20 protein-coding genes are annotated in these 21569 nt (G+C 54.1%); 13 read left to right on the top strand and 7 right to left on the bottom strand.

What is annotated here, in order from left to right; genetic code table 11:
* The first annotated feature begins 96 nt into the window (after positions 1–96).
* The 6 genes from FDW96_RS01415 to opgB all read left to right on the top strand — a co-directional run bounded on the left by FDW96_RS01415 (position 97) and on the right by opgB (position 5812).
* On the top strand, positions 97–873 hold the full coding sequence (locus FDW96_RS01415) for a threonine/serine exporter ThrE family protein (RefSeq protein ID WP_079225555.1): 777 nt from the start codon (positions 97–99) through the stop codon (positions 871–873).
* Positions 864–1337 (top strand): threonine/serine exporter, encoded by a 474-nt coding sequence (locus FDW96_RS01410; protein ID WP_038636981.1) that lies wholly within the window; start codon positions 864–866, stop codon positions 1335–1337. The genes FDW96_RS01415 and FDW96_RS01410 overlap by 10 nt, the downstream gene beginning before the upstream one ends.
* Before the next feature lie 110 nt (positions 1338–1447).
* The gene (gene dnaT / locus FDW96_RS01405; RefSeq protein WP_006686572.1) at positions 1448–1987 is read left to right on the top strand and encodes a primosomal protein DnaT; all 540 of its coding nucleotides are present in this window, start codon (positions 1448–1450) and stop codon (positions 1985–1987) included.
* A gap of 2 nt (positions 1988–1989) precedes the next feature.
* The gene (gene dnaC, locus FDW96_RS01400; RefSeq protein ID WP_038636979.1) at positions 1990–2727 is read left to right on the top strand and encodes a DNA replication protein DnaC; all 738 of its coding nucleotides are present in this window, start codon (positions 1990–1992) and stop codon (positions 2725–2727) included.
* 71 nt (positions 2728–2798) lie between these two features.
* Positions 2799–3290, top strand: coding sequence for a DUF2501 domain-containing protein (locus FDW96_RS01395; RefSeq protein ID WP_042312547.1), 492 nt, complete (start codon positions 2799–2801; stop codon positions 3288–3290).
* Between the two features lie 230 nt (positions 3291–3520).
* Positions 3521–5812, top strand: coding sequence for a phosphatidylglycerol--membrane-oligosaccharide glycerophosphotransferase (gene opgB / locus FDW96_RS01390; RefSeq protein WP_137365118.1), 2292 nt, complete (start codon positions 3521–3523; stop codon positions 5810–5812).
* Between the two features lie 43 nt (positions 5813–5855).
* Here opgB and FDW96_RS01385 read toward each other — a convergent pair whose 3' ends face one another.
* Together FDW96_RS01385 and FDW96_RS01380 are read right to left on the bottom strand one after the other, a co-directional pair.
* On the bottom strand, positions 5856–7301 hold the full coding sequence (locus tag FDW96_RS01385; RefSeq protein ID WP_137365117.1) for a tagaturonate reductase: 1446 nt from the start codon (positions 7299–7301) through the stop codon (positions 5856–5858).
* A gap of 13 nt (positions 7302–7314) precedes the next feature.
* Positions 7315–8337 (bottom strand): zinc-binding alcohol dehydrogenase family protein, encoded by a 1023-nt coding sequence (locus tag FDW96_RS01380; RefSeq protein WP_137350426.1) that lies wholly within the window; start codon positions 8335–8337, stop codon positions 7315–7317.
* A 136-nt stretch (positions 8338–8473) separates the two neighbouring features.
* On the opposite strand from FDW96_RS01380, the gene FDW96_RS01375 reads away from it, so the two are divergent.
* The 3 genes from FDW96_RS01375 (at position 8474) to FDW96_RS01365 (ending at position 11532) form a co-directional block, all read left to right on the top strand.
* Positions 8474–9388 (top strand): GntR family transcriptional regulator, encoded by a 915-nt coding sequence (locus tag FDW96_RS01375; RefSeq protein ID WP_042312558.1) that lies wholly within the window; start codon positions 8474–8476, stop codon positions 9386–9388.
* Between the two features lie 214 nt (positions 9389–9602).
* Positions 9603–10964, top strand: a complete 1362-nt coding sequence (locus FDW96_RS01370) for an MFS transporter (protein WP_042312560.1) — start codon at positions 9603–9605, stop codon at positions 10962–10964.
* 52 nt (positions 10965–11016) lie between these two features.
* Positions 11017–11532, top strand: a complete 516-nt coding sequence (locus FDW96_RS01365) for a GNAT family N-acetyltransferase (protein ID WP_042312563.1) — start codon at positions 11017–11019, stop codon at positions 11530–11532.
* 87 nt (positions 11533–11619) lie between these two features.
* On the opposite strand, the gene tsr is transcribed toward FDW96_RS01365, so the two are convergent.
* Complete coding sequence (gene tsr, locus FDW96_RS01360; protein WP_042312566.1) at positions 11620–13281, bottom strand: methyl-accepting chemotaxis protein; 1662 nt, start codon at positions 13279–13281, stop codon at positions 11620–11622.
* A gap of 365 nt (positions 13282–13646) precedes the next feature.
* Between tsr and btsT the strand changes: the two genes are divergently transcribed.
* Genes btsT through yjiA form a run of 3 tightly spaced genes read left to right on the top strand, consistent with a single transcriptional unit; the run spans position 13647 to position 17011 of the window.
* Positions 13647–15797 (top strand): pyruvate/proton symporter BtsT, encoded by a 2151-nt coding sequence (gene btsT, locus FDW96_RS01355; protein WP_003830033.1) that lies wholly within the window; start codon positions 13647–13649, stop codon positions 15795–15797.
* Between the two features lie 50 nt (positions 15798–15847).
* Positions 15848–16042, top strand: a complete 195-nt coding sequence (locus tag FDW96_RS01350; protein WP_003830038.1) for a YbdD/YjiX family protein — start codon at positions 15848–15850, stop codon at positions 16040–16042.
* Positions 16043–16054: 12 nt separating this feature from the next.
* Complete coding sequence (gene yjiA, locus FDW96_RS01345; protein ID WP_137365116.1) at positions 16055–17011, top strand: GTPase; 957 nt, start codon at positions 16055–16057, stop codon at positions 17009–17011.
* A gap of 51 nt (positions 17012–17062) precedes the next feature.
* On the opposite strand, the gene FDW96_RS01340 is transcribed toward yjiA, so the two are convergent.
* The 4 genes from FDW96_RS01340 to FDW96_RS01325 form a co-directional block, all read right to left on the bottom strand.
* Complete coding sequence (locus tag FDW96_RS01340; RefSeq protein ID WP_137365115.1) at positions 17063–18127, bottom strand: DUF2955 domain-containing protein; 1065 nt, start codon at positions 18125–18127, stop codon at positions 17063–17065.
* On the bottom strand, positions 18117–19184 hold the full coding sequence (locus tag FDW96_RS01335) for an HlyD family secretion protein (RefSeq protein WP_079225565.1): 1068 nt from the start codon (positions 19182–19184) through the stop codon (positions 18117–18119). Before FDW96_RS01335 ends, FDW96_RS01340 begins: the two co-directional genes overlap by 11 nt.
* Positions 19185–19190: 6 nt before the next feature.
* On the bottom strand, positions 19191–19655 hold the full coding sequence (locus FDW96_RS01330) for a MarR family winged helix-turn-helix transcriptional regulator (RefSeq protein ID WP_042312582.1): 465 nt from the start codon (positions 19653–19655) through the stop codon (positions 19191–19193).
* A 149-nt stretch (positions 19656–19804) separates the two neighbouring features.
* A complete protein-coding gene (locus FDW96_RS01325) occupies positions 19805–19969 on the bottom strand; it encodes a DUF1127 domain-containing protein (RefSeq protein WP_064507040.1) in 165 nt (54 codons plus the stop codon).
* A 176-nt stretch (positions 19970–20145) separates the two neighbouring features.
* Between FDW96_RS01325 and FDW96_RS01320 the strand changes: the two genes are divergently transcribed.
* Entirely contained in the window at positions 20146–21558 is a 1413-nt protein-coding gene (locus tag FDW96_RS01320; RefSeq protein WP_137365114.1) for a PLP-dependent aminotransferase family protein, read from the top strand.
* The last annotated feature ends 11 nt before the right edge of the window (positions 21559–21569 follow it).

The raw sequence follows: 21569 nt of genomic DNA, 5'->3' as shown, positions 1-21569 counted from the left end.
GCAAAGATTGATCTTGCCAGAGCCAACGGGCTCGTGCTTCATGATAAAAAGAAAGCATTCACCCTTCAATGAGATCCTTTTCAGTCAGAGCGAGCCATGCAAACAGAGCAGTCGTCACAGCGAACGGTTACACGGTTATGTATACAATGTGGGCTTTTTTTACTCCAGCATGGTGCGGAAAGCGCGCTGGTTGACGAGCTATCCACTCGCCTCGGCCTGGCGCTTGGCATGGATAGCGTAGAAAGCGCCATCTCCTCCAACGCGATTGTCCTGACCACCATTAAAGATGGGCAATGCCTGACGTCGACCCGAAAAAATCATGATCGCGGCATTAACATGCACGTCGTGACGGAAGTGCAGCACATCGTTATTTTAGCGGAACACAAGCTGCTGGATATAAAAGGCGTTGAGAAGCGCTTTAGCCAGATTAAGCCGCTACGCTATCCAAGATGGCTGGTCGCATTCATGGTTGGTTTGTCCTGCGCCTGCTTTTGTAAACTCAATAACGGCGGATGGGATGGCGCAGTGATCACCTTTTTCGCCAGCATGGTAGCAATGTATATCCGCCAGGTCCTGGCGTCCCGGCATTTGCACCCGCAAATCAACTTTTGTATCACCGCCTTTGTGGCAACCACGATATCCGGCCTGTTGCTGACGCTGCCGACCTTTAATCACACCCCGACCATCGCCATGGCGGCCAGCGTGCTGCTGCTGGTTCCGGGTTTTCCATTGATCAACTCTGTCGCGGATATGTTTAAGGGGCACATTAATACCGGGCTGGCTCGCTGGGCCATTGCCAGTCTGCTAACGTTGGCGACCTGCATTGGGGTGGTTATGTCGATGACCTTATGGGGGCTACGCGGATGGGCGTGATCGATTTCATTCTGGCGCTAATACAGGACATGATCCTGTCGGCGATTCCGGCACTGGGCTTTGCCATGGTATTTAACGTCCCGCATCGCGCGCTTCCCTGGTGTGCGTTACTCGGTGCGCTGGGCCATGGTTCACGAATGGTGATGATGAGCGCAGGATTTAATATTGAATGGTCAACCTTTATGGCGTCGCTGCTGATTGGCTGCATTGGGATCCAGTGGTCGCGCTGGTATCTGGCGCATCCTAAGGTCTTCACCGTCGCGGCTGTGATCCCCATGTTTCCTGGGATCTCCGCCTACACCGCCATGATCTCCGCGGTAAAAATCGGCCATTTCGGCTATAGCGAAGCGCTGATGATCACCCTGTTAACCAATTTCCTGAAAGCCTCATCAATTGTCGGTGCGCTCTCTATCGGCTTATCCGTACCAGGCTTATGGCTGTATCGCAAACGCCCGCGCGTCTAGCGCGGTAATTTCTAAGCACATCGCAGAGGGGTCATCTGCTGCTCTCCTGGTTCTCTGTGTTACTATAAAAGCAGTCCCTTCTCAGTTGTTGTTCAGTTTTGAGAAACATTATGCCCTGCAAAATTTTGACGCCGGACGTCATCAGCATTGACGCCTTACTACACGATCATCACGCGGTACTGGCAAAGTCTGCGGGTGGCGCCGTAGCGGTATTCGCCAACAATGCGCCAGCCTTTTACGCGCTGACGCCTGCGCGACTGGCTCAGTTGTTGGCGCTTGAAGAGAAGCTATCACGTCCAGGAAGTGATGTGACATTGGATGCGCAATTTTATGAAGAGCCGCAAGCTGCGCCCGTTGCCGTGCCAATGGGGAAATTTGCGATGTACGCTGACTGGCAGCCCGATGCCGACTTTCAGCGCCAGGCCGCTCTGTGGGGCGTGGCGTTAAGAGAACCGGTCACCGCCGAGGAACTGGCCTCATTCGTCGCCTACTGGCAGGCCGAAGGTAAAGTCTTTCACCATATTCAGTGGCAGCAAAAACTGGCGCGTAGCATCCAGATTGGCCGGGCCAGCAATGGCGGAATGCCAAAGCGCGATGTGAACAGTGTCAGCGAACCTGACAGCCATATTCCACCAGGTTTTAGAGGATAACGATGAAAAACGTTGGCGATCTGATGAAACGTCTGCAAAAAATGATGCCGCCCAATGTCGAGCCTGCCTTTAAAACGGGCGAAGAGCTACTGGCATGGCAAAAAGAGCAAGGTGAAATTCGTGCCGCAGCGCTGGCCCGCGAAAACCGGGCCATGAAAATGCAGCGCACATTTAACCGCTCCGGTATCCGTCCGCTGCACCAAAACTGTTCATTCGATAACTATCGGGTGGAATGCGAAGGTCAGATGAACGCCCTGAGCAAAGCCCGCCAGTACGTTGATGAGTTTGACGGCAACATCGCCAGCTTTATTTTCTCGGGCAAACCCGGCACCGGCAAAAATCATCTGGCGGCAGCGATCTGCAATGAACTGCTGCTCCGCGGTAAGTCGGTACTGATCATCACCGTGGCTGATATCATGTCGGCGATGAAAGAAACCTTTAGTAACCGTGAAACCAGCGAAGAACAGTTGCTCAACGATCTTAGCAATGTGGATCTGCTGGTGATCGATGAGATCGGCATGCAGACCGAATCGCGCTATGAAAAAGTGATCATCAATCAGATCGTCGATCGCCGATCGTCCTCAAAACGCCCAACCGGCATGTTAACCAACAGCAATATGGATGAAATGAACAAACTGCTGGGAGAGCGCGTGATGGACCGTATGCGCCTTGGCAACAGCCTGTGGGTGATTTTTAACTGGGACAGCTACCGTAGCCGGGTAACAGGCAAAGAGTATTAAACGTATTAGGACCACTCCTAAAGCTGCCAGCGCTATACTGCGCTGAAAAGGCATAACACGAGTTGCATATAATGATGAAAACAACCAAACGTCTGCTGTGCTGTGCGCTTGCCGCCAGCACGCTCATCTCCACCAGCGTTTTTGCTGCCTCCTGGCAGGATTCGCTCTCCAGCGCGGCCAGCGAACTGAGTAAACAAAGCTCCGGCTCGCAGGGCAGCTCGTCGCTCTCTTCCCTGACCAGCCTGCTGAATGGCAGCAATCAGTCACTGACCTCAAGCAGCATGAATAACGCCGCCGGGATCCTGGAATATTGCGCCAAACAGAAACTGGCCTCGGTTACCGACACGCAAAACGTCAAAAACCAGGTGCTGGATAAACTCGGCCTCAGTGCTCCAGAGCAGAAACAAGATACCAACTACATGGACGGCATTCAGGGCCTGCTCAATGCCAAAGATGGCCAACAGCTGGACCTGAACACGATTGGTAATAGCTCGCTGGCGAAGCAGGTAAAAACCAAGGCCTGCGATCTGGTGTTAAAACAGGGCATGAACTTCATTTCCTGAGGCATTAAATGCCGCGCGTCCCCTGCGCGGCATCTCCCATTCCTGCCGATACATACCGCCATCACGAAAGCCGTAATTACCCGCAAAAAAACGCGCATATCTAAACCAATTCTGAATAACAACGTAATTTAATGTCACTACAATTGCAGCAATATAACAACGCTATTACATTGTTCTCTCACCAAATGATTAGCCTGCCAGGCATGTGCCCGGTTTACTGAGGATCGACCGTGTCAGAATTAATCTCCATCGCTCTGTTTCTCGCTTCAGTGCTGATTTACGCCTGGAAAGCGGGTCGCAATACCTGGTGGTTTGCCGCCACGTTAACGGTGCTGGGGATTTTTATCGTCTTGAATATCACACTGTATGCCAGTGACTATTTCACCGGCGACGGAATCAACGACGCAGTGCTTTACACTCTGACCAACAGCCTGACCGGCGCGGGTATCGGGAAATATATTCTGCCTGGCGTCGGAATTGCGCTGGCGCTGACGACCGTCTTCGTCGCCCTCGGCTGGATCCTTCGCCGCCGTCGCCATCACCCGCATCACGTGGGTTACAGCCTGCTGGCCCTGCTGCTGGCGCTGGCCTCCGTTGACGCCAGCCCGGCGTTTCACCAGATAACTGAACTGGTGAAATCTCAGTCACGCGATGGCGATCCGGATTTCCTGACCTATTATAAAGAGCCGTCGAAAACCATCCCTCATCCGAAGCTGAACCTGGTTTATATCTACGGCGAAAGCCTCGAACGCACCTACTTTAACAACGATGCGTTCCCGGATCTGACCCCGGAACTCGGCGCGTTGAAAAACGAAGGCATGGATTTCAGCAACACCATGCAGCTACCGGGGACGGATTACACCATCGCTGGTATGGTCGCTTCACAATGTGGCATCCCGCTGTTTGCGCCATTTGAAGGCAATGCCTCGGCATCGGTTTCCAGCTTTTTCCCCAACAATATCTGTCTCGGCGACATCCTGAAAAACTCCGGCTACCAAAACTACTTTGTGCAGGGGGCCAACCTGCGCTTTGCCGGGAAGGATGTGTTCCTGAAATCTCACGGGTTTGATCATCTGTACGGCGCAGAAGAGTTAAAAAGCGTGGTGGCGGATCCCGCATATCGTAATGACTGGGGCTTTTACGATGACACCGTGCTGGACGAGGCATGGAAAAAATTTGAAGAACTATCGCGTTCAGGCCAACGTTTTTCGCTGTTTACCCTAACCGTGGATACCCATCATCCGGATGGATTTATCTCACGTAGCTGTAACCGCAAACGTTATGACATCGACGGTAAGGCCAATCAGTCCTTCAGCGCGGTGAGCTGCAGCCAGGAAAACATCGCTGAATTTATCAATAAAATCAAAGCATCTCCGTGGTTTAAAGATACCGTGATTGTGGTTTCTTCCGATCATCTGGCGATGAACAACACCGCATGGAAGTATCTGAACAAGCAGGATCGCAACAACCTGTTCTTCGTGCTGCGCGGCGACCAGCCGCAACAGGATACGCTGGCGGTGAAACGTAACACGATGGATAACGGCGCAACGGTGCTGGATATCCTGGGCGGTGATAACTTTATCGGCCTTGGCCGCAGCAGTTTGTCGGGCGAATCCGTGTCGGAAGTGTTCCTCAACATCAAAGAAAAAATGCTGGCGTGGAAACCCGACATCATCCGCCTGTGGAATTTCCCCAAAGAGATGAAAGAGTTCACCGTCGACCAGGACAAAAATATGATCGCTTTCTCCGGCAGCCATTTCCGCCTGCCGCTGCTGCTGCGCGTATCGGATAAACGCGTCGAGCCGCTACCAGAAAGCGAATATTCGGCCCCGCTGCGCTTCCAGTTGGCAGATTTCGCGCCGCGCGATAACTTTGTCTGGGTCGATCGCTGCTACAAAATGGCGCAGCTGTGGGCACCGGAGTTGGCGCTTTCCACCGACTGGTGCGTCTCGCAGGGGCAACTGGGCGGGCAACAAATCGTGCAGCACGTTGACAAAGCCAAATGGAAAAGCAAAACCGTCTTTAAAGACACGGTGATCGACATGGAGCGCTACAAAGGCAACGTCGATACGCTGAAAATTGTCGATAACGATATTCGCTACAAGGCAGACAGCTTCGTCTTTAACGTGGCGGGCGCGCCGGAAGAGGTGAAACAATTTAGCGGTATTTCACGCCCTGAATCATGGGGACGCTGGTCCAATGCGCAGCTCAGTGAAGAGGTAAAAATCGAATACAAAGCGCCATTGCCGAAAAAATTCGATCTGGTCATCACCGCCAAAGCCTATGGCAATAACGCCAATCGCCCAATCCCCGTACGCGTTGGCAATGAGGAACAGACGCTGGTGCTAAGCCATGATATCAGCACCACTACCTTACATTTTGATAATCCGGCGGATGCCGATACGCTGGTGATTATCCCACCCGATCCGGTCGCTACCAACGAGGGCAATATTCTCGGCCACTCGCCGCGTAAGCTGGGGATCGGGATGGTTGAAATCAAAGTGGTGGCAGCTCAGGGGTAAAAAAAACAGCGCCCAACACAACTCCGGGCGCTGCATGGCAACCTTATTCCAGACTGTTCACCGCCTGACGCATTCCCTGCACCAGAATCATTTCCAGGTTGGCTGTCACCTGCTCTGCAAGGCCTGGCAGCAACGTCAGATCTTCCCCCCAGTGCGCGGCATCGCCGAGCACGGTATCCACCAATTCACGCAGCGTCAGGTCATTGCCGACTCGCGGCCACAGGCTGGCATACAGATTTATCCACTGCTCGTCGTCCTGCAATGGATAGCTTTCCCCGGCCCGTTCGCCGCGATAAAACGCCAACAGCGCGGCCAGAGCAAAGGTTAAACGCACAGGCCAGCGTCCATTTTGCTGACCTGCCAGCAACTGCGGCAATATACGGGTGCGGAATTTGGTCATGCCGTTAAGCGCGATGGAAAGCAACTGGTGGCGAATGTAGGGGTTCTGAAAACGTCCGCTCACCGCCCCGGCAAACTCACGCAGTTCATCGGCGTTGAGATCCAATACCGGAATGATTTCTTCACCAATCGCTCGCTCAACATAATGGCGGACATCAGCATCCTGCATCGCTTCGCCAACGGTCTCCAGCCCGCACAGCCAGGCAACCGGCACCAGCGCCGTATGCGCGCCGTTCAGAATCGCGACCTTACGTTCCTTGTACGGCTTGATATCGCTCACCACTCGGATATTCAGCGGGCATTGCGCCAGTTTTAACTCTTCGGCCAACCATGCCGGTCCCTGGATCACGAACAGATAAAAGTGTTCCGCGGTATCGAGAAACGCATCGTGATAGCCAAGCGTAGCTTCCAGCGCGGCGGCTTCTTCACGCGGGTAGCCAGTAACAATGCGGTCGACCAGCGTGGAACAGAAGGTGTTCGCCGTTTCCACCCAGTCGGCAAACGCCGGAGGAAGGTGCCACTCCTGCGCATACCGCAGCACCAGCGTTTTGAGCGACTCACCGTTATAGTCGATCAGTTCGCAGGGGATAATCACCCAGCCCTTATCCACCGCCCCCGCAAAATGGTTAAAGCGCTCCAGCAGCAGTCGCGTCAGTTTGGCCGGAAAACTCACCGGCGGGGCATCATCCACACTGTCCCCCGCGTGATAGCTAATCCCGGCTTCAGTGGTGTTCGAAAACACAAAACGGATATCTGCATTGTGCGCCAGCGCCAGATACGCCGCGAAATCCTTGTACGGGTTGATTTCGTTATTCACCGAACGAATCAGCCGCGCCTCGCTTACCGCCTCGCCCTGCTCGTTCAACCCACGAATAAGTGTGGTATATAGCCCATCCTGAGCGTTCAGCGACGGCGGAAAATCGGTATTAATCGGGCGAACAATGGTCACGCCAGCATTGAGATCCGTTTTCTCATTAAGGATATCCAGTTGCCAGTCAACAAACGCCCGCAGAAAATTACCTTCACCAAACTGGATCACGCGCGTTGGGTAGCTGGCCCCCGGAAAATCACGTCGATTCAATGTTTTCATCACTCTTATCCTCTCAGAACGTGATCACGCCTTTAATCAGCTCACGGTTGTTAATCACGTCCCGCTCGTAGATCTCTGCAAGCTGGGCAAACGCGTAACGGTGCGTGAGCATCATGTCGGCGGTCAGTTTGCCTGCCGACATCAGGCGCCCCACCTTGGCGAAATCTTCCGGGGTCGCGTTGCGACTGCCCATCATGGTGGTTTCTTTTTTATGGAACTCAGGATCGGAGAACTGTAAATCGCCTTTGAACAGCCCAACGAAAACGATGCTGCCGCCATGGCGAATCAAATTCACTGTGTTGTTCATCGCATGCTGATTCCCCGTGGCATCAATGACCTTTTGCGCCAACGAGCCGCCAAACTGAGCGCGCAATTGCGCCTCAAAATCTTCAGCGGAGGGATCGATAACCGGAAGATCCAGTCGGGAAAGCACATGCTCCCGGCGCGCGGGGCTGGTATCCGCCACCACCACCTGTGCGCCATCGGCTTTGGCAATCGCCGCCGCGCCCAGACCAATCGGACCGGCACCGACCACCAGCACCTGCTCACCCAGCGCTACCGCCGCCCGACGTACCGCATGTGCGCTGATGGCATAAGGCTCAATCAACGCCGCAGCCTGCGGGTCAATGCCCTGCGCATCCAGCAGGTTGGTCACCGGCACGGACAAGTATTCGCTGAAGCCGCCATCCTGGTGCACGCCAATCACTGAAATATTCTCACAACAGTTGGTGCGCCCGCTCAGGCACGCCGGACACTGCTGACAGGCCACGTAAGGAATAACCGCCACCTGCTGGCCATTTTTCAGATTTTGTATATTTTTGCCCAACCCGACAATTTCCCCACATATTTCATGGCCTAATACACGTGGATAGCTGAAAAAAGGCTGATTGCCGCCCCAGGCATGAATATCGGTGCCACAAATACCCACCGACTTAATTTTTATTAATGCCTCGCCCTCACCAGGAATAGGTATTTCACGCTCTTTCCAGACTAATTTTTTAGGTTCCTGGCAAATCAACGTATTCATCGTAGACATGATTCTGCTCTCCTGTTTTTTGTTGCCTCAGATATCAACGAAAATAAAAAAACCGGAGAAAGCGGAAACGTAATCTGTGAATCTCAGCGCATAAAAATGTTTTAAATCGGGTTTTAATAGCCAAAAAGGAGACGCCATGAGCCGTTCACAGAACTTACGCCACAATGTGATTAACCAAATAATCGATGATATGGCGCGGGGTCATATCCCTTCCCCACTTCCGTCGCAAAGCGCGCTGGCGGAGATGTACAACATCAGCCGCACCACCGTGCGCCATATGCTGAGCCACTTAGGCGAATGCGGCGTACTAACGCAGGTCGGCAGCCACTATGTCATCGTGCGTAAACCTGACCATGACGACGGTTTTGCCTGCACCACCGCCTCCATGACCGAGCAAAACCGGATCTTCGAGCAGGCTTTTTTCACCATGATCAACCAGCGCCAACTGCGCGCAGGCGAGAGTTTCTCCGAACTGCAGCTTGCCAGAGCCGCAGGCGTTAGTCCGGTAGTTGTACGGGAATATCTTTTAAAATTCGAACGTTACAACCTGATTAAAAACGAAAAACGCGGTCAGTGGAGCATGAAGCAGTTCGATCAGGCCTATGCGGAACAGTTGTTTGAACTCAGAGAAATGCTGGAAACCCATTCTTTGCAGCATTTCCTCAATCTGCCCGATGATGACCCGCGCTGGCTGCAGGCAAAAACGCTGTTGGAGCGCCATCGCATCCTGCGCGACAGCATCGGCAGCAGCTTTCGTATGTTCTCGCAGTTAGACCGTGAGTTTCATGCTTTACTGCTCTCCGCTGCTGATAATATATTTTTTAATCAATCACTTGAAATCATCTCGGTGATTTTCCACTTCCACTATCAGTGGGATGAAAGCGATCTTAAACAGCGCAACATCATTGCCATCGATGAGCATATGACCATCCTCAGCGCGCTAATTTGCCGCAGCGATCTGGATGCCACTCTGGCGCTGTGTAACCATTTGAATACAGCCAAACAATCGATGATTCGCTCTATCAATCAAAGTAGCGCTGCCGCGCATTAAGTACCGATAAAAAACAGCAAACCATTACCGGGAGCACGATTTTATAAAAATATAAACCCCTGAAAAATACCTCTTGCCTATGCTCACGCTAAGTCGACTGCATTAAAAACTTTTGTGAGCGGTGATGAGTAAATTGATTCATCACTGGTATTTTTTCAATACTGCACAGCCCACTGCTGTGTAAAAATAAATTATTGAGGTTCAGGAGTCCGGCGTGGAAAAAAATAATATTACCCTCGACCCGAGTTCTTCGTTTGACACGTCGTCATCAGCGGATATTAATGTTCCGCCTGAGGGCATGGTACAACGCAGTAGCCGAATAAAACGCATTCAGACCACAGCAATGATTTTATTATTTTTTGCTGCGGTGATTAATTACCTCGACCGTAGTTCATTATCGGTCGCCAACTTAACGATTCGGGAAGAATTGGGGCTGAGCGCCACGCAAATCGGCGTCCTGCTGTCGGTCTTCTCTCTCGCTTACGGTATTGCACAACTGCCCTGCGGCCCGCTGCTGGATCGCAAGGGTCCGCGCATTATGTTAGGACTCGGGATGTTCTTCTGGTCGCTGTTTCAGGCGCTGTCCGGGATGGTACACAGCTTCACACAGTTTGTGCTGGTGCGTATTGGCATGGGGATCGGCGAAGCGCCCATGAACCCGTGCGGCGTAAAGGTCATCAACGACTGGTTTAACATCAAAGAGCGCGGTCGCCCGATGGGGTTGTTTAACGCCGCCTCGACCATCGGGGTTGCCATTAGCCCCCCGATTCTGGCCGCCATGATGCTGGTAATGGGCTGGCGCTGGATGTTTATTACTATCGGCGTGCTGGGTATTTTTCTCGCCATCGGCTGGTACATGCTGTATCGCAACCGCGAGCAAATTGAGTTGAGCGCCACGGAACAGGCTTACCTGAACGCCGGCAGCGTCAATGCCCGCCGCGATCCGCTGAGCTTTGCCGAATGGCGTAGCCTGTTCCGCAACCGTACCATGTGGGGCATGATGCTGGGCTTCAGCGGCATCAACTACACCGCATGGTTATACCTGGCCTGGCTACCGGGCTACCTGCAGACCTCCTACAACCTGGATTTAAAAAGCACTGGCTTAATGGCGGCCATTCCGTTCCTGTTCGGCGCAGCTGGCATGCTGATTAACGGTTTTGTCACCGACTGGCTGGTGAAAGGCGGTATGGCACCGATTAAGAGCCGTAAGATTTGTATTATCGCCGGGATGTTCTGCTCTGCAGCCTTCACCTTCGTGGTACCGCAGGCGACAACATCAATGGCCGCGGTGTTACTGATCGGTATGGCGCTGTTCTGTATCCACTTCGCCGGAACCTCCTGCTGGGGCTTGATCCACGTCGCCGTCGCCTCACGTATGACCGCCTCCGTAGGCAGTATCCAGAACTTTGCCAGTTTTATCTGCGCGTCCTTCGCGCCGATCGTTACCGGCTTTATTGTGGATACCACCAACTCTTTCCGCCTGGCGCTGATCATCTGCGGCTGCGTCACGATGGCAGGTGCCCTCGCCTACATCATCCTGGTGCGTCAGCCCATTAGCGATCCGCGTAAAGATTAATCCTCCAGATGCCCGATAACACCGTGCTTATCGGGCATGTTATGCTCTCCGTATGAACATCATCTTGCGCGCGACTACTCTGGCAGAAACTGCCGCTCTTCCCGCCATCGAACGATCTGCGGGACAACGTTTTTTACTCATCCCCGACCTGGCGTGGATTGCTGACGACCAGATTATATCTGCTGCTCAGCATCGGGCATTTGCCGCCGCAGGCATGAGCTGGCTGGCGCAGGTCGATGAGCGTCCGGTCGGTTTTTTGGTAGCCGAAACGCTGGGGTCATCGCTGTTTATTGCTGAACTGTCGCTGCATCTGGAGTGGCAGGGAAAAGGAATTGGCCGCAGATTGATTGGCTATGTTGCCGAACAGGCTCGCGAGAAAGGTTATACGTCACTGACGCTGACCACCTTCCGCGATGTGCCGTGGAATGCGCCATTGTATGCGCGACTGGGTTTTGAAATGTTGGCTGACGAGACGCTTTCTCCGGAATTGCGCGAAAAAAGAGCTGAAGAGGTGGCGCACGGGCAGACGTACGAACGACGCTGCGCCATGCGCCTGATGCTGCGTTAATTGCCCGATGGCGGCTACGCCTTATCGGCCCTGGGTAACTTGTCCCCGTAGGCCGGATAAGCGACAGCGCCATCCGGCATCACAGGCTTAGAACGTTTCCCAGTTATCCCCGGCATCGGTTACCGCAGCTTTACGCGGTTGGACCGTTGAAACCGGTTTTGCGGCGGCAACGTCGCGCGCGCGCTGTTGGTCATGCTGAATACGGAACACGGCAACGGCCTGGGTCAGGCGGCTGGCCTGCTCTTCCAGCGCCGCAGCGGCGGCGGCGGATTCTTCCACCAGCGAGGCATTCTGCTGCGTCACGCGATCCATCTCTGCAACGGCCAGACCCACCTGGTCGATGCCACGGCTCTGCTCATCAGAGGCGGAGGCAATTTCACCCATGATATCGGTCACGCGGGTTACCGCATTGACGATCTCATCCATGGTTTCACCGGCGCTTTCCACCAGCGTTGAACCCACATCCACACGGCTGACCGAGTCTTCAATCAGGCTCTTGATCTCGCGCGCGGCCTGCGCACTTCGCTGGGCCAGGTTACGAACCTCACCCGCAACCACCGCAAAACCACGCCCCTGCTCGCCCGCACGCGCGGCTTCTACTGCGGCGTTGAGCGCCAGAATGTTGGTCTGGAAGGCAATCCCGTCGATAACGCTGATAATATCGGCGATTTTCTGCGAACTGGAAGCGATGTCGCGCATGGTTTGCACCACGTTATCAACCACTTTACCGCCTTTCTGCGCGGTTTCCGAAGCGCTCAGCGCCAGATGGCTGGCCTGACGCGCGTTTTCGGCGTTCTGCTTCACGGTCGCCGTCAGCTGTTCCATGCTGGCCGCCGTTTCTTCCAGAGAAGCCGCCTGCTGCTCGGTACGCGAGGAGAGATCGTTGTTGCCCATCGCAATCTCGCTGGCGCCGCTGTAAATCGCGTTGGCACCGTTACGCACGTCACCCACGGTGTTCATCAGTTCACCCTGCATGTGGCGCAGACTTTCCGCCAGCTGTCCAATCTCGTTGGATCCTTCCACCTCAATACGCTTCACCAAATCACCACTGGCGATATGACGAATGCTTTCAATCAGGCGGTTCATCGGAGAGATCAGCGTCAGTTTGATACCAAACCAAACCGCAACGATAGCGGCCAGCACGGTAATCAGTACACATGCCAGCACCCACATTGCCTGGCTATAGGAAGCGTTATTGTCCTCAACCGCGATGTCATACAGGCGATCGTTCTGCTGCATGTAACTCATGTACTGCTTCTCAAAACCGTCCTGATAGCTCTGCGTCGGTTGATCGAAAAACGCGTTGATCTTGCCTTCACCCAGTAACTGGATCAGCTCCGCCAGCGCACCGTGATAGATGTCATAGGTGCGGTTGATCTCCTGGAACGCGGCTTCGCTTTGACGCGGATCCCGCGGGAGCGACTCGTAAATCGCCCAGTTTTTTTCGGTCAGCTTCAGGGCATTGCTCGCCACCTGCATCAGTTCTGCAACGGTCGCGCCGCTGCCGATGTTGCTCTGATCCATCATGTAGCGAATACCCGCCCGGTTCAGAGTATTACGCGTTTGCAGCAGTTCAACCCAGGTAGCGTTCAGCGCAGATTGCTGCTGGCGAATGGTTTGCAGAACGGTAAAGTTCTCTTTGTCATTCTTCAGTGAGTTAAAAAACAAGCCGCCTGAGGCGAGCTGTAAAAGGCCAAATAGCGCCAATACCAGCAGTAAGCTGGTAACAATCTTCATTCGTTTTAACATGTTTTCTCTTTCCGCTAGACAGATGTCAGAATTTTCGGCCTGGAAAGGGAAAACTTTATGGAATTCGTGCTAACTGAATCGATCTCATCATCGACGATTCGTCGATCCACGCAGCCCGTTAAGGATCTCAATGGGATTATTAGTGATCTCAATCACATAATTATCTTCACTCATCGGTACTGTGAACCGCTCACTGACACTTGAGACCGCTTAAGCTGACATACAACCGCTCACTTATTTACCTTACTTTACGCGCGTAATTCTCTGGCAAGATCCCTCCAACATAGCAGTCAATTTACCTCCTCAAACACAAGATCAAACCCACGCGGCTTCGGCCAATTATTAATTAGATACCAGGTTTTACTATGGATACGAAAAAGATATTCAAGCACATACCCTGGGTGATTCTCGGAATCATCGGTGCATTCTGCCTCTCGGTAGTGGCATTACGTCGGGGTGAGCACATTAGTGCCCTGTGGATCGTGGTCGCCTCAGTTTCTGTTTATCTGGTGGCCTATCGTTACTACAGTCTGTACATCGCCCAGAAAGTGATGAAACTTGACCCGACGCGCGCCACGCCGGCGGTCATCAACAATGATGGTCTGAACTACGTTCCGACTAACCGTAACGTATTGTTTGGCCACCACTTTGCCGCTATCGCAGGTGCAGGTCCGCTGGTTGGACCGGTACTGGCCGCGCAGATGGGCTACCTGCCCGGAACGTTATGGCTGCTGGCAGGCGTGGTACTGGCCGGTGCGGTACAGGACTTCATGGTGCTGTTTATCTCTTCCCGCCGTAACGGCGCATCTCTCGGCGAGATGATCAAAGAAGAGATGGGCCCGATCCCAGGAACCATTGCCCTGTTCGGCTGCTTCTTAATCATGATCATCATCCTGGCGGTACTGGCGCTGATCGTGGTGAAAGCGCTGGCGGAAAGCCCATGGGGTGTGTTCACCGTCTGCTCAACCGTACCGATTGCGCTATTCATGGGGATCTACATGCGATTCCTGCGCCCAGGACGTGTGGGTGAAGTGTCGGTAATTGGTATTGTGCTGCTGGTGGCTTCCATCTACTTCGGCGGCGTGATTGCGCACGACCCGTACTGGGGTCCGGCGCTGACCTTTAAAGACACCACCATTACCTTTACCCTGATTGGTTACGCGTTTATCTCTGCGCTGCTGCCGGTATGGCTGATCCTCGCCCCGCGCGACTATCTGGCGACCTTCCTGAAAATCGGCGTTATCGTCGGTCTGGCGGTGGGGATTGTTATCCTCAATCCGGAACTGAAAATGCCGGCGATGACGCAGTACGTTGATGGTACTGGCCCGCTGTGGAAAGGCGCTCTGTTCCCGTTCCTGTTTATTACCATCGCCTGTGGTGCGGTATCTGGCTTCCACGCGTTGATTGCTTCCGGTACCACGCCGAAGCTGCTGGCTTGTGAAACCGATGCGCGCTTTATCGGTTACGGCGCGATGCTGATGGAATCCTTCGTGGCGATTATGGCGCTGGTTGCTGCGTCTATCATCGAACCGGGTCTGTACTTCGCGATGAACACCCCGCCTGCGGGCCTTGGCATCACCATGCCGAACCTGCATGAAATGAGCGGCGAAAACGCACCGCTGATTATGGCGCAGCTGAAAGATGTTACCGCACATGCGGCAGCGACCGTCAGCTCCTGGGGCTTCGTGATTTCGCCTGAGCAGATCCTGCAGACCGCGAAAGACATCGGTGAACCGTCCGTTCTGAACCGCGCAGGTGGCGCACCGACGCTGGCCGTGGGTATCGCTCACGTGTTCCACAAAGTGCTGCCGATGGCTGATATGGGCTTCTGGTATCACTTCGGTATTCTGTTTGAAGCGCTGTTCATCCTGACCGCACTGGATGCCGGTACCCGTTCTGGCCGCTTTATGCTGCAGGATTTACTGGGTAACTTCGTGCCGTTCCTGAAGAAAACCGACTCTCTGGTTGCGGGCATCATCGGTACTGCGGGCTGCGTAGGCCTGTGGGGTTATCTGCTGTATCAAGGCGTGGTTGACCCGCTGGGCGGCGTTAAGAGCCTGTGGCCGCTGTTCGGTATCTCTAACCAGATGCTGGCTGCCGTGGCGCTGGTTCTCGGCACCGTGGTACTGGTTAAAATGCAGCGCACCAAATACATCTGGGTTACCGTGGTTCCGGCAGTCTGGCTGCTTATCTGCACCACCTGGGCGCTGGGTCTGAAACTGTTCAGCACCAACCCGCAGATGGAAGGCTTCTTCTTTATGGCGAATCAGTACAAAGAGAAGATTGCTAACGGCGGCGAACTGACCGCGCAGCAGATTGCCAATATGAACCATATCGTCGTCAACAACTACACCAACGCAGGTCTGAGTATTCTGTTCCTGGTGGTGGTGTACAGCATCATTTTCTACGGGTTCCGTACCTGGCAGAAAGCCCGCGCAATCAACGGTCGCTCTGATAAAGAGACACCGTATGTACCGGTGCCGGAAGGCGGCGTGAAGACCTCTTCACACCACTAAGATGTATTCAGCCCCGCTTCGGCGGGGCTTTTCGCTTATCAGGATTGTTTATGTTTGGTACTTTAGGGCAAGCTAAAAAATATCTCGGTCAGGCGGCGAAGATGCTGATTGGCATTCCGGACTACGACAACTACGTCGAGCACATGAAGACCAACCATCCCGATAAGCCGTACATGACCTACGAAGAATTCTTCCGCGAGCGCCAGGAAGCCCGCTACGGTAGCGGCGGAAGCAGTTGCTGTTAGAAGGAGAAGTGAATGACCCCGATTGCAGTTACCCTACTCACCGGTTTTCTTGGCGCGGGTAAAACCACCCTGCTACGCCATATTCTCAACGAGCAGCACGGTTACAAGATTGCCGTTATCGAAAACGAATTCGGCGAAGTCTCGGTGGACGATCAGCTGATTGGCGACCGCGCCACGCAGATCAAAACCCTGACCAACGGCTGCATTTGCTGTACCCGTTCTAATGAACTGGAAGATGCCTTGTTAGACCTGCTCGACAACCTCGACAAAGGCACCATCAATTTTGACCGTCTGGTGATCGAGTGCACCGGCATGGCCGACCCCGGCCCGATTATCCAGACCTTTTTCTCCCATGAAGTGATTTGCGAACGCTACCTACTGGACGGCGTAATTGCGCTGGTTGACGCGGTGCATGCCGACGAGCAGATGAACCAGTTTACCATCGCCCAGTCGCAGGTCGGCTATGCTGACCGCATCCTGCTGACCAAAACCGACGTCGCAGGTGAAAGCGAAAAACTGCGTGAGCGCCTGGCGCGCATTAACGCCCGTGCGCCGATTTACACCGTCACGCATGGCGATATCGACCTCTCTCTGCTTTTTGACACCAACGGTTTTATGCTGGAAGAGAACGTGGTCAGCGCCAAACCGCGCTTCCACTTTATCGCCGACAAGCAAAACGATATTTCCTCGATCGTCGTTGAACTGGATTACCCGGTGAACATCAGCGACGTGTCGCGGGTAATGGAAAATCTGCTGCTGGAATCCGCCGAGAAACTCCTGCGCTACAAAGGCATGCTGTGGATTGACGGCGAGCCCAACCGCCTGCTGTTCCAGGGTGTCCAGCGCCTGTACAGCGCCGACTGGGACCGCCCATGGGGCGACGAAACGCCGCACAGCCTGCTGGTGTTTATTGGCATTAACCTGCCGGAAGACGAGATCAGAGCCGCGTTTGCGGGGTTGAAGAAGTAGATTTTTGTAGGCCGGATAAGGCGCAGCCGCCATCCGGCATTCCCCCCCCACTCACTCAGTAATCACAAACCGTGTCGCGGCAAAGCAGTTCAACACCCGATGCACCAGGAAGACCATTGTCAGCGTTGCCACCAGCGCGACGGTGACGGAGGTGATACGGTACAGATCGCTGAATACCAGGTCCTGATCCGGGTGCAGGTTCTGGCCAAACATAATGCCGATGGTGGTGATACTGGCAAACCCCACGCCTGCGCCGACTTTTTCCATTACGTGCAGGCGGGCGCTGAATGCCAGCCCAAGGCCAATCAGCGGCATCATCAGCACCATATGGTTGCTGAAATCATAGATAAGCAGCTGCACCAGCAGAATATACAGACAGGCCAGCACCACGCCAACCACACGCCAGATCGAGCTAATCACCGCCCCGCGATAGTGCATCGGAAACAGAATCAAAATGCCTGCCATCAGCGCTGACAGCGAATCACTCAAATCGCAGATCTGGAAGACCACAAAAATCATCGTCGCCACCGTACCGGAAAGCAGCGACTCGTGACGAACCCGGGCGGCATCTTTTTCAATGCGCGGCGGCGGCTGGCGGGGTTCCATGTCCGGGATCAGATAATGCAGCAGCGCGCTCAGCGCCACCGCCATGACGCAGGCTTCCATATTGGAAAACATCAGCGTATGCCAGTTGGTGGTGGGATAACTCATAAAGTTGAGCATCGTGCTCTGACACACTACGCCCATCGAGCCGAGCAAAAACAGCGGCCCTTTACTCATAAAGCGAAAACGCATCACGTACAGACCAAACACCACCAGCGTCATAATCAGCGGCCATTGTGAGAGATAGCCGACGATTAGCACCATTTCAACGCAGTTCACTGCCGCGCTGAACACAAACTGTTTTGCCACATGGCGGTTGAACACCGGCACCAGCGATAACAGCATTAGCGGATAAACCACAAAAAATACGCCGTACTGCACGTTGTAGAAGGTCGAGATACTCAGCGCGATTGTCCCGGCGACGGAAATCCGCAGGGTCTGGCGAAAGTCATTGGCGGTGTAGACGATATTCCCGTGCGGCGTAAAGACGTGGGCCAGTGTGTTAATAGACATAATGCAGCCAGCTAACGAGGTGGATCTGCGCCCCGGCAAAAGTGCGAGCGAACATCCCCTCGCTGTTATACAGCTGTACCGTGGCGCGCGCCCCGGTCGGTAACGGCGTGTCGAGCGGTTCGTTCAGCGCTACGTGAATACGCATACGCTGGGCATCGCGCACCCAGCGGGTGGACTGTTCCGGCTGCGACAGCTGGCCGTTAACCTGCTCCTGGCCCGCCAGAATACCGGCATCACTGCTGGTGACGCGGGCAGAGAAAACCTTGCCCGGCATGGCGTCGAACACCACGGCGGCATCGGTATCCACGCGAGTGTGGCGCAGGCTTTTCTCGCGAAAGTCGGCCACGATATCGGTCTGATGGCTGACCAGCGCCAGCAGCGGCGTGGCGGCGGTGGCGTAAAGTCCGGGGCTAAGCTGGAGGTTACTCACTATACCGTCGGTCTGGGCATACACTTTGCTCCAGCTGAGGTTCAGCTGCGCCTCTTCCAGCGCGTTACGGTATTTTTGCAGCGTCACGTTGCGCTTGTCATCGCGCTCGCCGCGCTGGATCAGCAGGTTCTGAATACTGGCGTTGAGCGCCGCCACCGACTGTTCGCTGGTCTGCCAGGCGGTGCGCACCTTATCGAGATCCGATTGCGACACATTCTGCATGGCACTCAGGCGTTGATAGCGGTCAAAGGTAGTCTTATCGTTGCGGGCGTTGAATTGCGCGGTGCGCAGATTAGCGCGCGCGGAGGCGATCTGCGCATCCAGCTGTTGGTTGCTCAGCTTCGCCTGCTCAAGGGCGATTTGCGCCGCTTCGACCTTATTGATAAACGGCGTCGGATCCAGCTCGTACAGCAAATCGCCCTTTTTCACCTGGCTATTGTTATGTACATGCACCTGCGAGACGTAGCCGGATACGCGTGAAGAAACAGGCGTTACCACGCGCATCACCGTGGAGTCCGGCGTCAGCGGGATCCAGATATCAGCAACGATAAACCAAGCGAATATTACCAGGAAAGCGGCAATACTCACCCTTACCCAACGGGCAAATTTTTGTTCTGGGGTCATCATAGTTTTTTAGTGTTGATTGTCTTCTTCGCGGATTGTCCGCAAATTGCAGGCGAGTTGATTTAACGTCGTGCTAAAGGCGGCAAGCTCCGCTTCAGAAATAGTACAGGTGACGCGATGTTGGTATGTCTCAATCACCCGGTTAAGTTCTTCAAGCCTTGAGCGGCCTTGCGCGGTCAGCGTTAACAGTCGGATGCGTTTGTCATAAGGCGATGTGGAACGCAGCAGGTAGCCCTGCTTTTCCAGTAGTGTGAGGGTGCGCATCAGCGGCGGCAGTTCAATGCCCTGCACCTCCGCCAGTTCACTGACCGAGACGTTGTCTCCCAGTTGATACAGCTGCATCAATACCGTCCAGCTTGATTGCGTCAGGCCAGTATCGGTGATGGCAGCATCAATAATGGCCCGCCACTGACGCACCACCATCGCCATGCGCATCCCCATCGGACGGCGGGCAAACAGTTCATCTTCAGTCATATATCTTTTTCCTCATCGCTGATGAAGAAAATAATACTTATCATGGTAAGCATCAAGAAACAGACTATCAACAAGCATCAATTAATAAACACAGTGAATATAAAAGAGGCCAGATGCGCTAACACCCGGCCTAGGTCGATAGAAAATAATTACTCCACCTGATCGCGTCGCAGCCCGACGTCACGTAGGCGCTCATCGCTCATCTGGTGCAACAGACGCCGCGTTTGCGCCCGTAGCCGCCATGCTTTGTATGCCCGCCAGATCAGTACAAACCCAATAAACGGCTGCTTTGCTCTATTCTCATGAAATTCCATACCTTGCCTCCCACCTTGCCAGAGGCTTTATATTCACGAATTTGGGTCTGAACAATACAGACTCACAAAGTACTTTTATTTAACATACAGATTGGTTAAAAAGAGTTCTGCATCGCTTTTTTCACGCCAATCTGTACTGGTTTTTTAATCTGTATGGCACCCATGAGGGATACAGCATGACGCGTTACCAACATCTGGCCAATCTGCTGGCCGAACGCATTGAGCAGGGGCTGTATCGCCACGGCGAAAAATTGCCTTCGGTGCGTAGCTTGAGTCAGGAACATAGGGTCAGTATCAGCACCGTCCAGCAGGCCTATCAGACGCTGGAACAACTACAGCTGATCACGCCGCAGCCGCGTTCCGGTTATTTTGTCGCGCCACAAAAAGCACAACCGCCGGTGCCGCCAATGTCGCGCCCGGTACAGCGTCCGGTCGAGATAACCCAGTGGGATCAGGTGCTGGACATGTTGGCAGGTCATGCGGACAAATCGATAATCCCTTTTAGCAGTGGCGTGCCCGATATCAACCAACCCAGCCTGAAGCCACTGTGGCGCGAGCTAAGCCGCGTGGCGCAGCATAATCTCAAGGCGGTGCTGGGTTACGATGAATTACCTGGCTGCCGGGAATTGCGTCAACAGATTGCCCGGCTGATGCTGGACGGCGGTTCGGTCGTCACTGCGGATGATATTGTGATTACTAATGGCAGCCAGAGTGGAATGTCGCTGGCGCTGCTAACGGTCTGCCAGCCAGGGGATATTGTCGCCGTTGAATCTCCCGCCTATTACGGCACCATGCAGCTGCTACGCGGATTAGGGATCAAAGTTATTGAGATTCCGACCGATCCAGATGCCGGGATCAGCATTGAAGCACTGGAACTGGCGCTGGATCAGTGGCCGATTAAAGGGGTGATCCTGGTTCCTAACTGCAACAACCCGCTCGGCTTTATTATGCCGGATGCGCGTAAACGCGCTGTGCTCGCCCTCGCCCAGCAGCACGATATTGTTATTTTTGAAGATGATGTGTACGGAGAGCTGGCTACAGAATATCCACGTCCGCGCACAATCCATTCCTGGGACAGCGACGGTCGGGTGCTACTGTGCAGCTCATTTACCAAATCCGTGGCGCCGGGATTGCGCGTTGGTTGGGTTATTCCCGGTCGTTATCACGATAAATTTCTGCATATGAAATATGCCGTCATCGGCACTAACGTTCCTGCTACGCAGCTGGCGGCCGCCACCTTCGTGCGTGATGGGCATTATCATCGTCATGTTCGCCGTATGCGTCAGATCTACCAGCGGAATATGGAGATCTATACCTGCTGGGTACGGGAATATTTCCCCTGCGGGATCTGCGTCACCCGACCAAAAGGCGGCTTTATGCTGTGGGTGGAATTACCACAGCAGGTCGATATGGTCTGCGTTGCCAAACAGCTCTGTCGCCTGAAAATCCAGGTCGCGCCTGGCTCACTATTCTCTGCATCCGGTAAATACCGCAACTGCGTACGCATCAATTGTGCATTGCCGCCAAACGAGAAGCATCGGGAAGTCATGCAAAAGCTCGGCGAGGCGGTAAAAACGGCAATAGAGTAAACCGGAGCACC

Source organism: Citrobacter sp. TBCS-15, assembly GCF_005280815.1.
Classification (GTDB): Bacteria; Pseudomonadota; Gammaproteobacteria; order Enterobacterales; family Enterobacteriaceae; genus Citrobacter; species Citrobacter werkmanii.
Note: the sequence above shows the minus strand (reverse complement) of the source record. Positions and strands in the feature narration are given on the sequence as shown.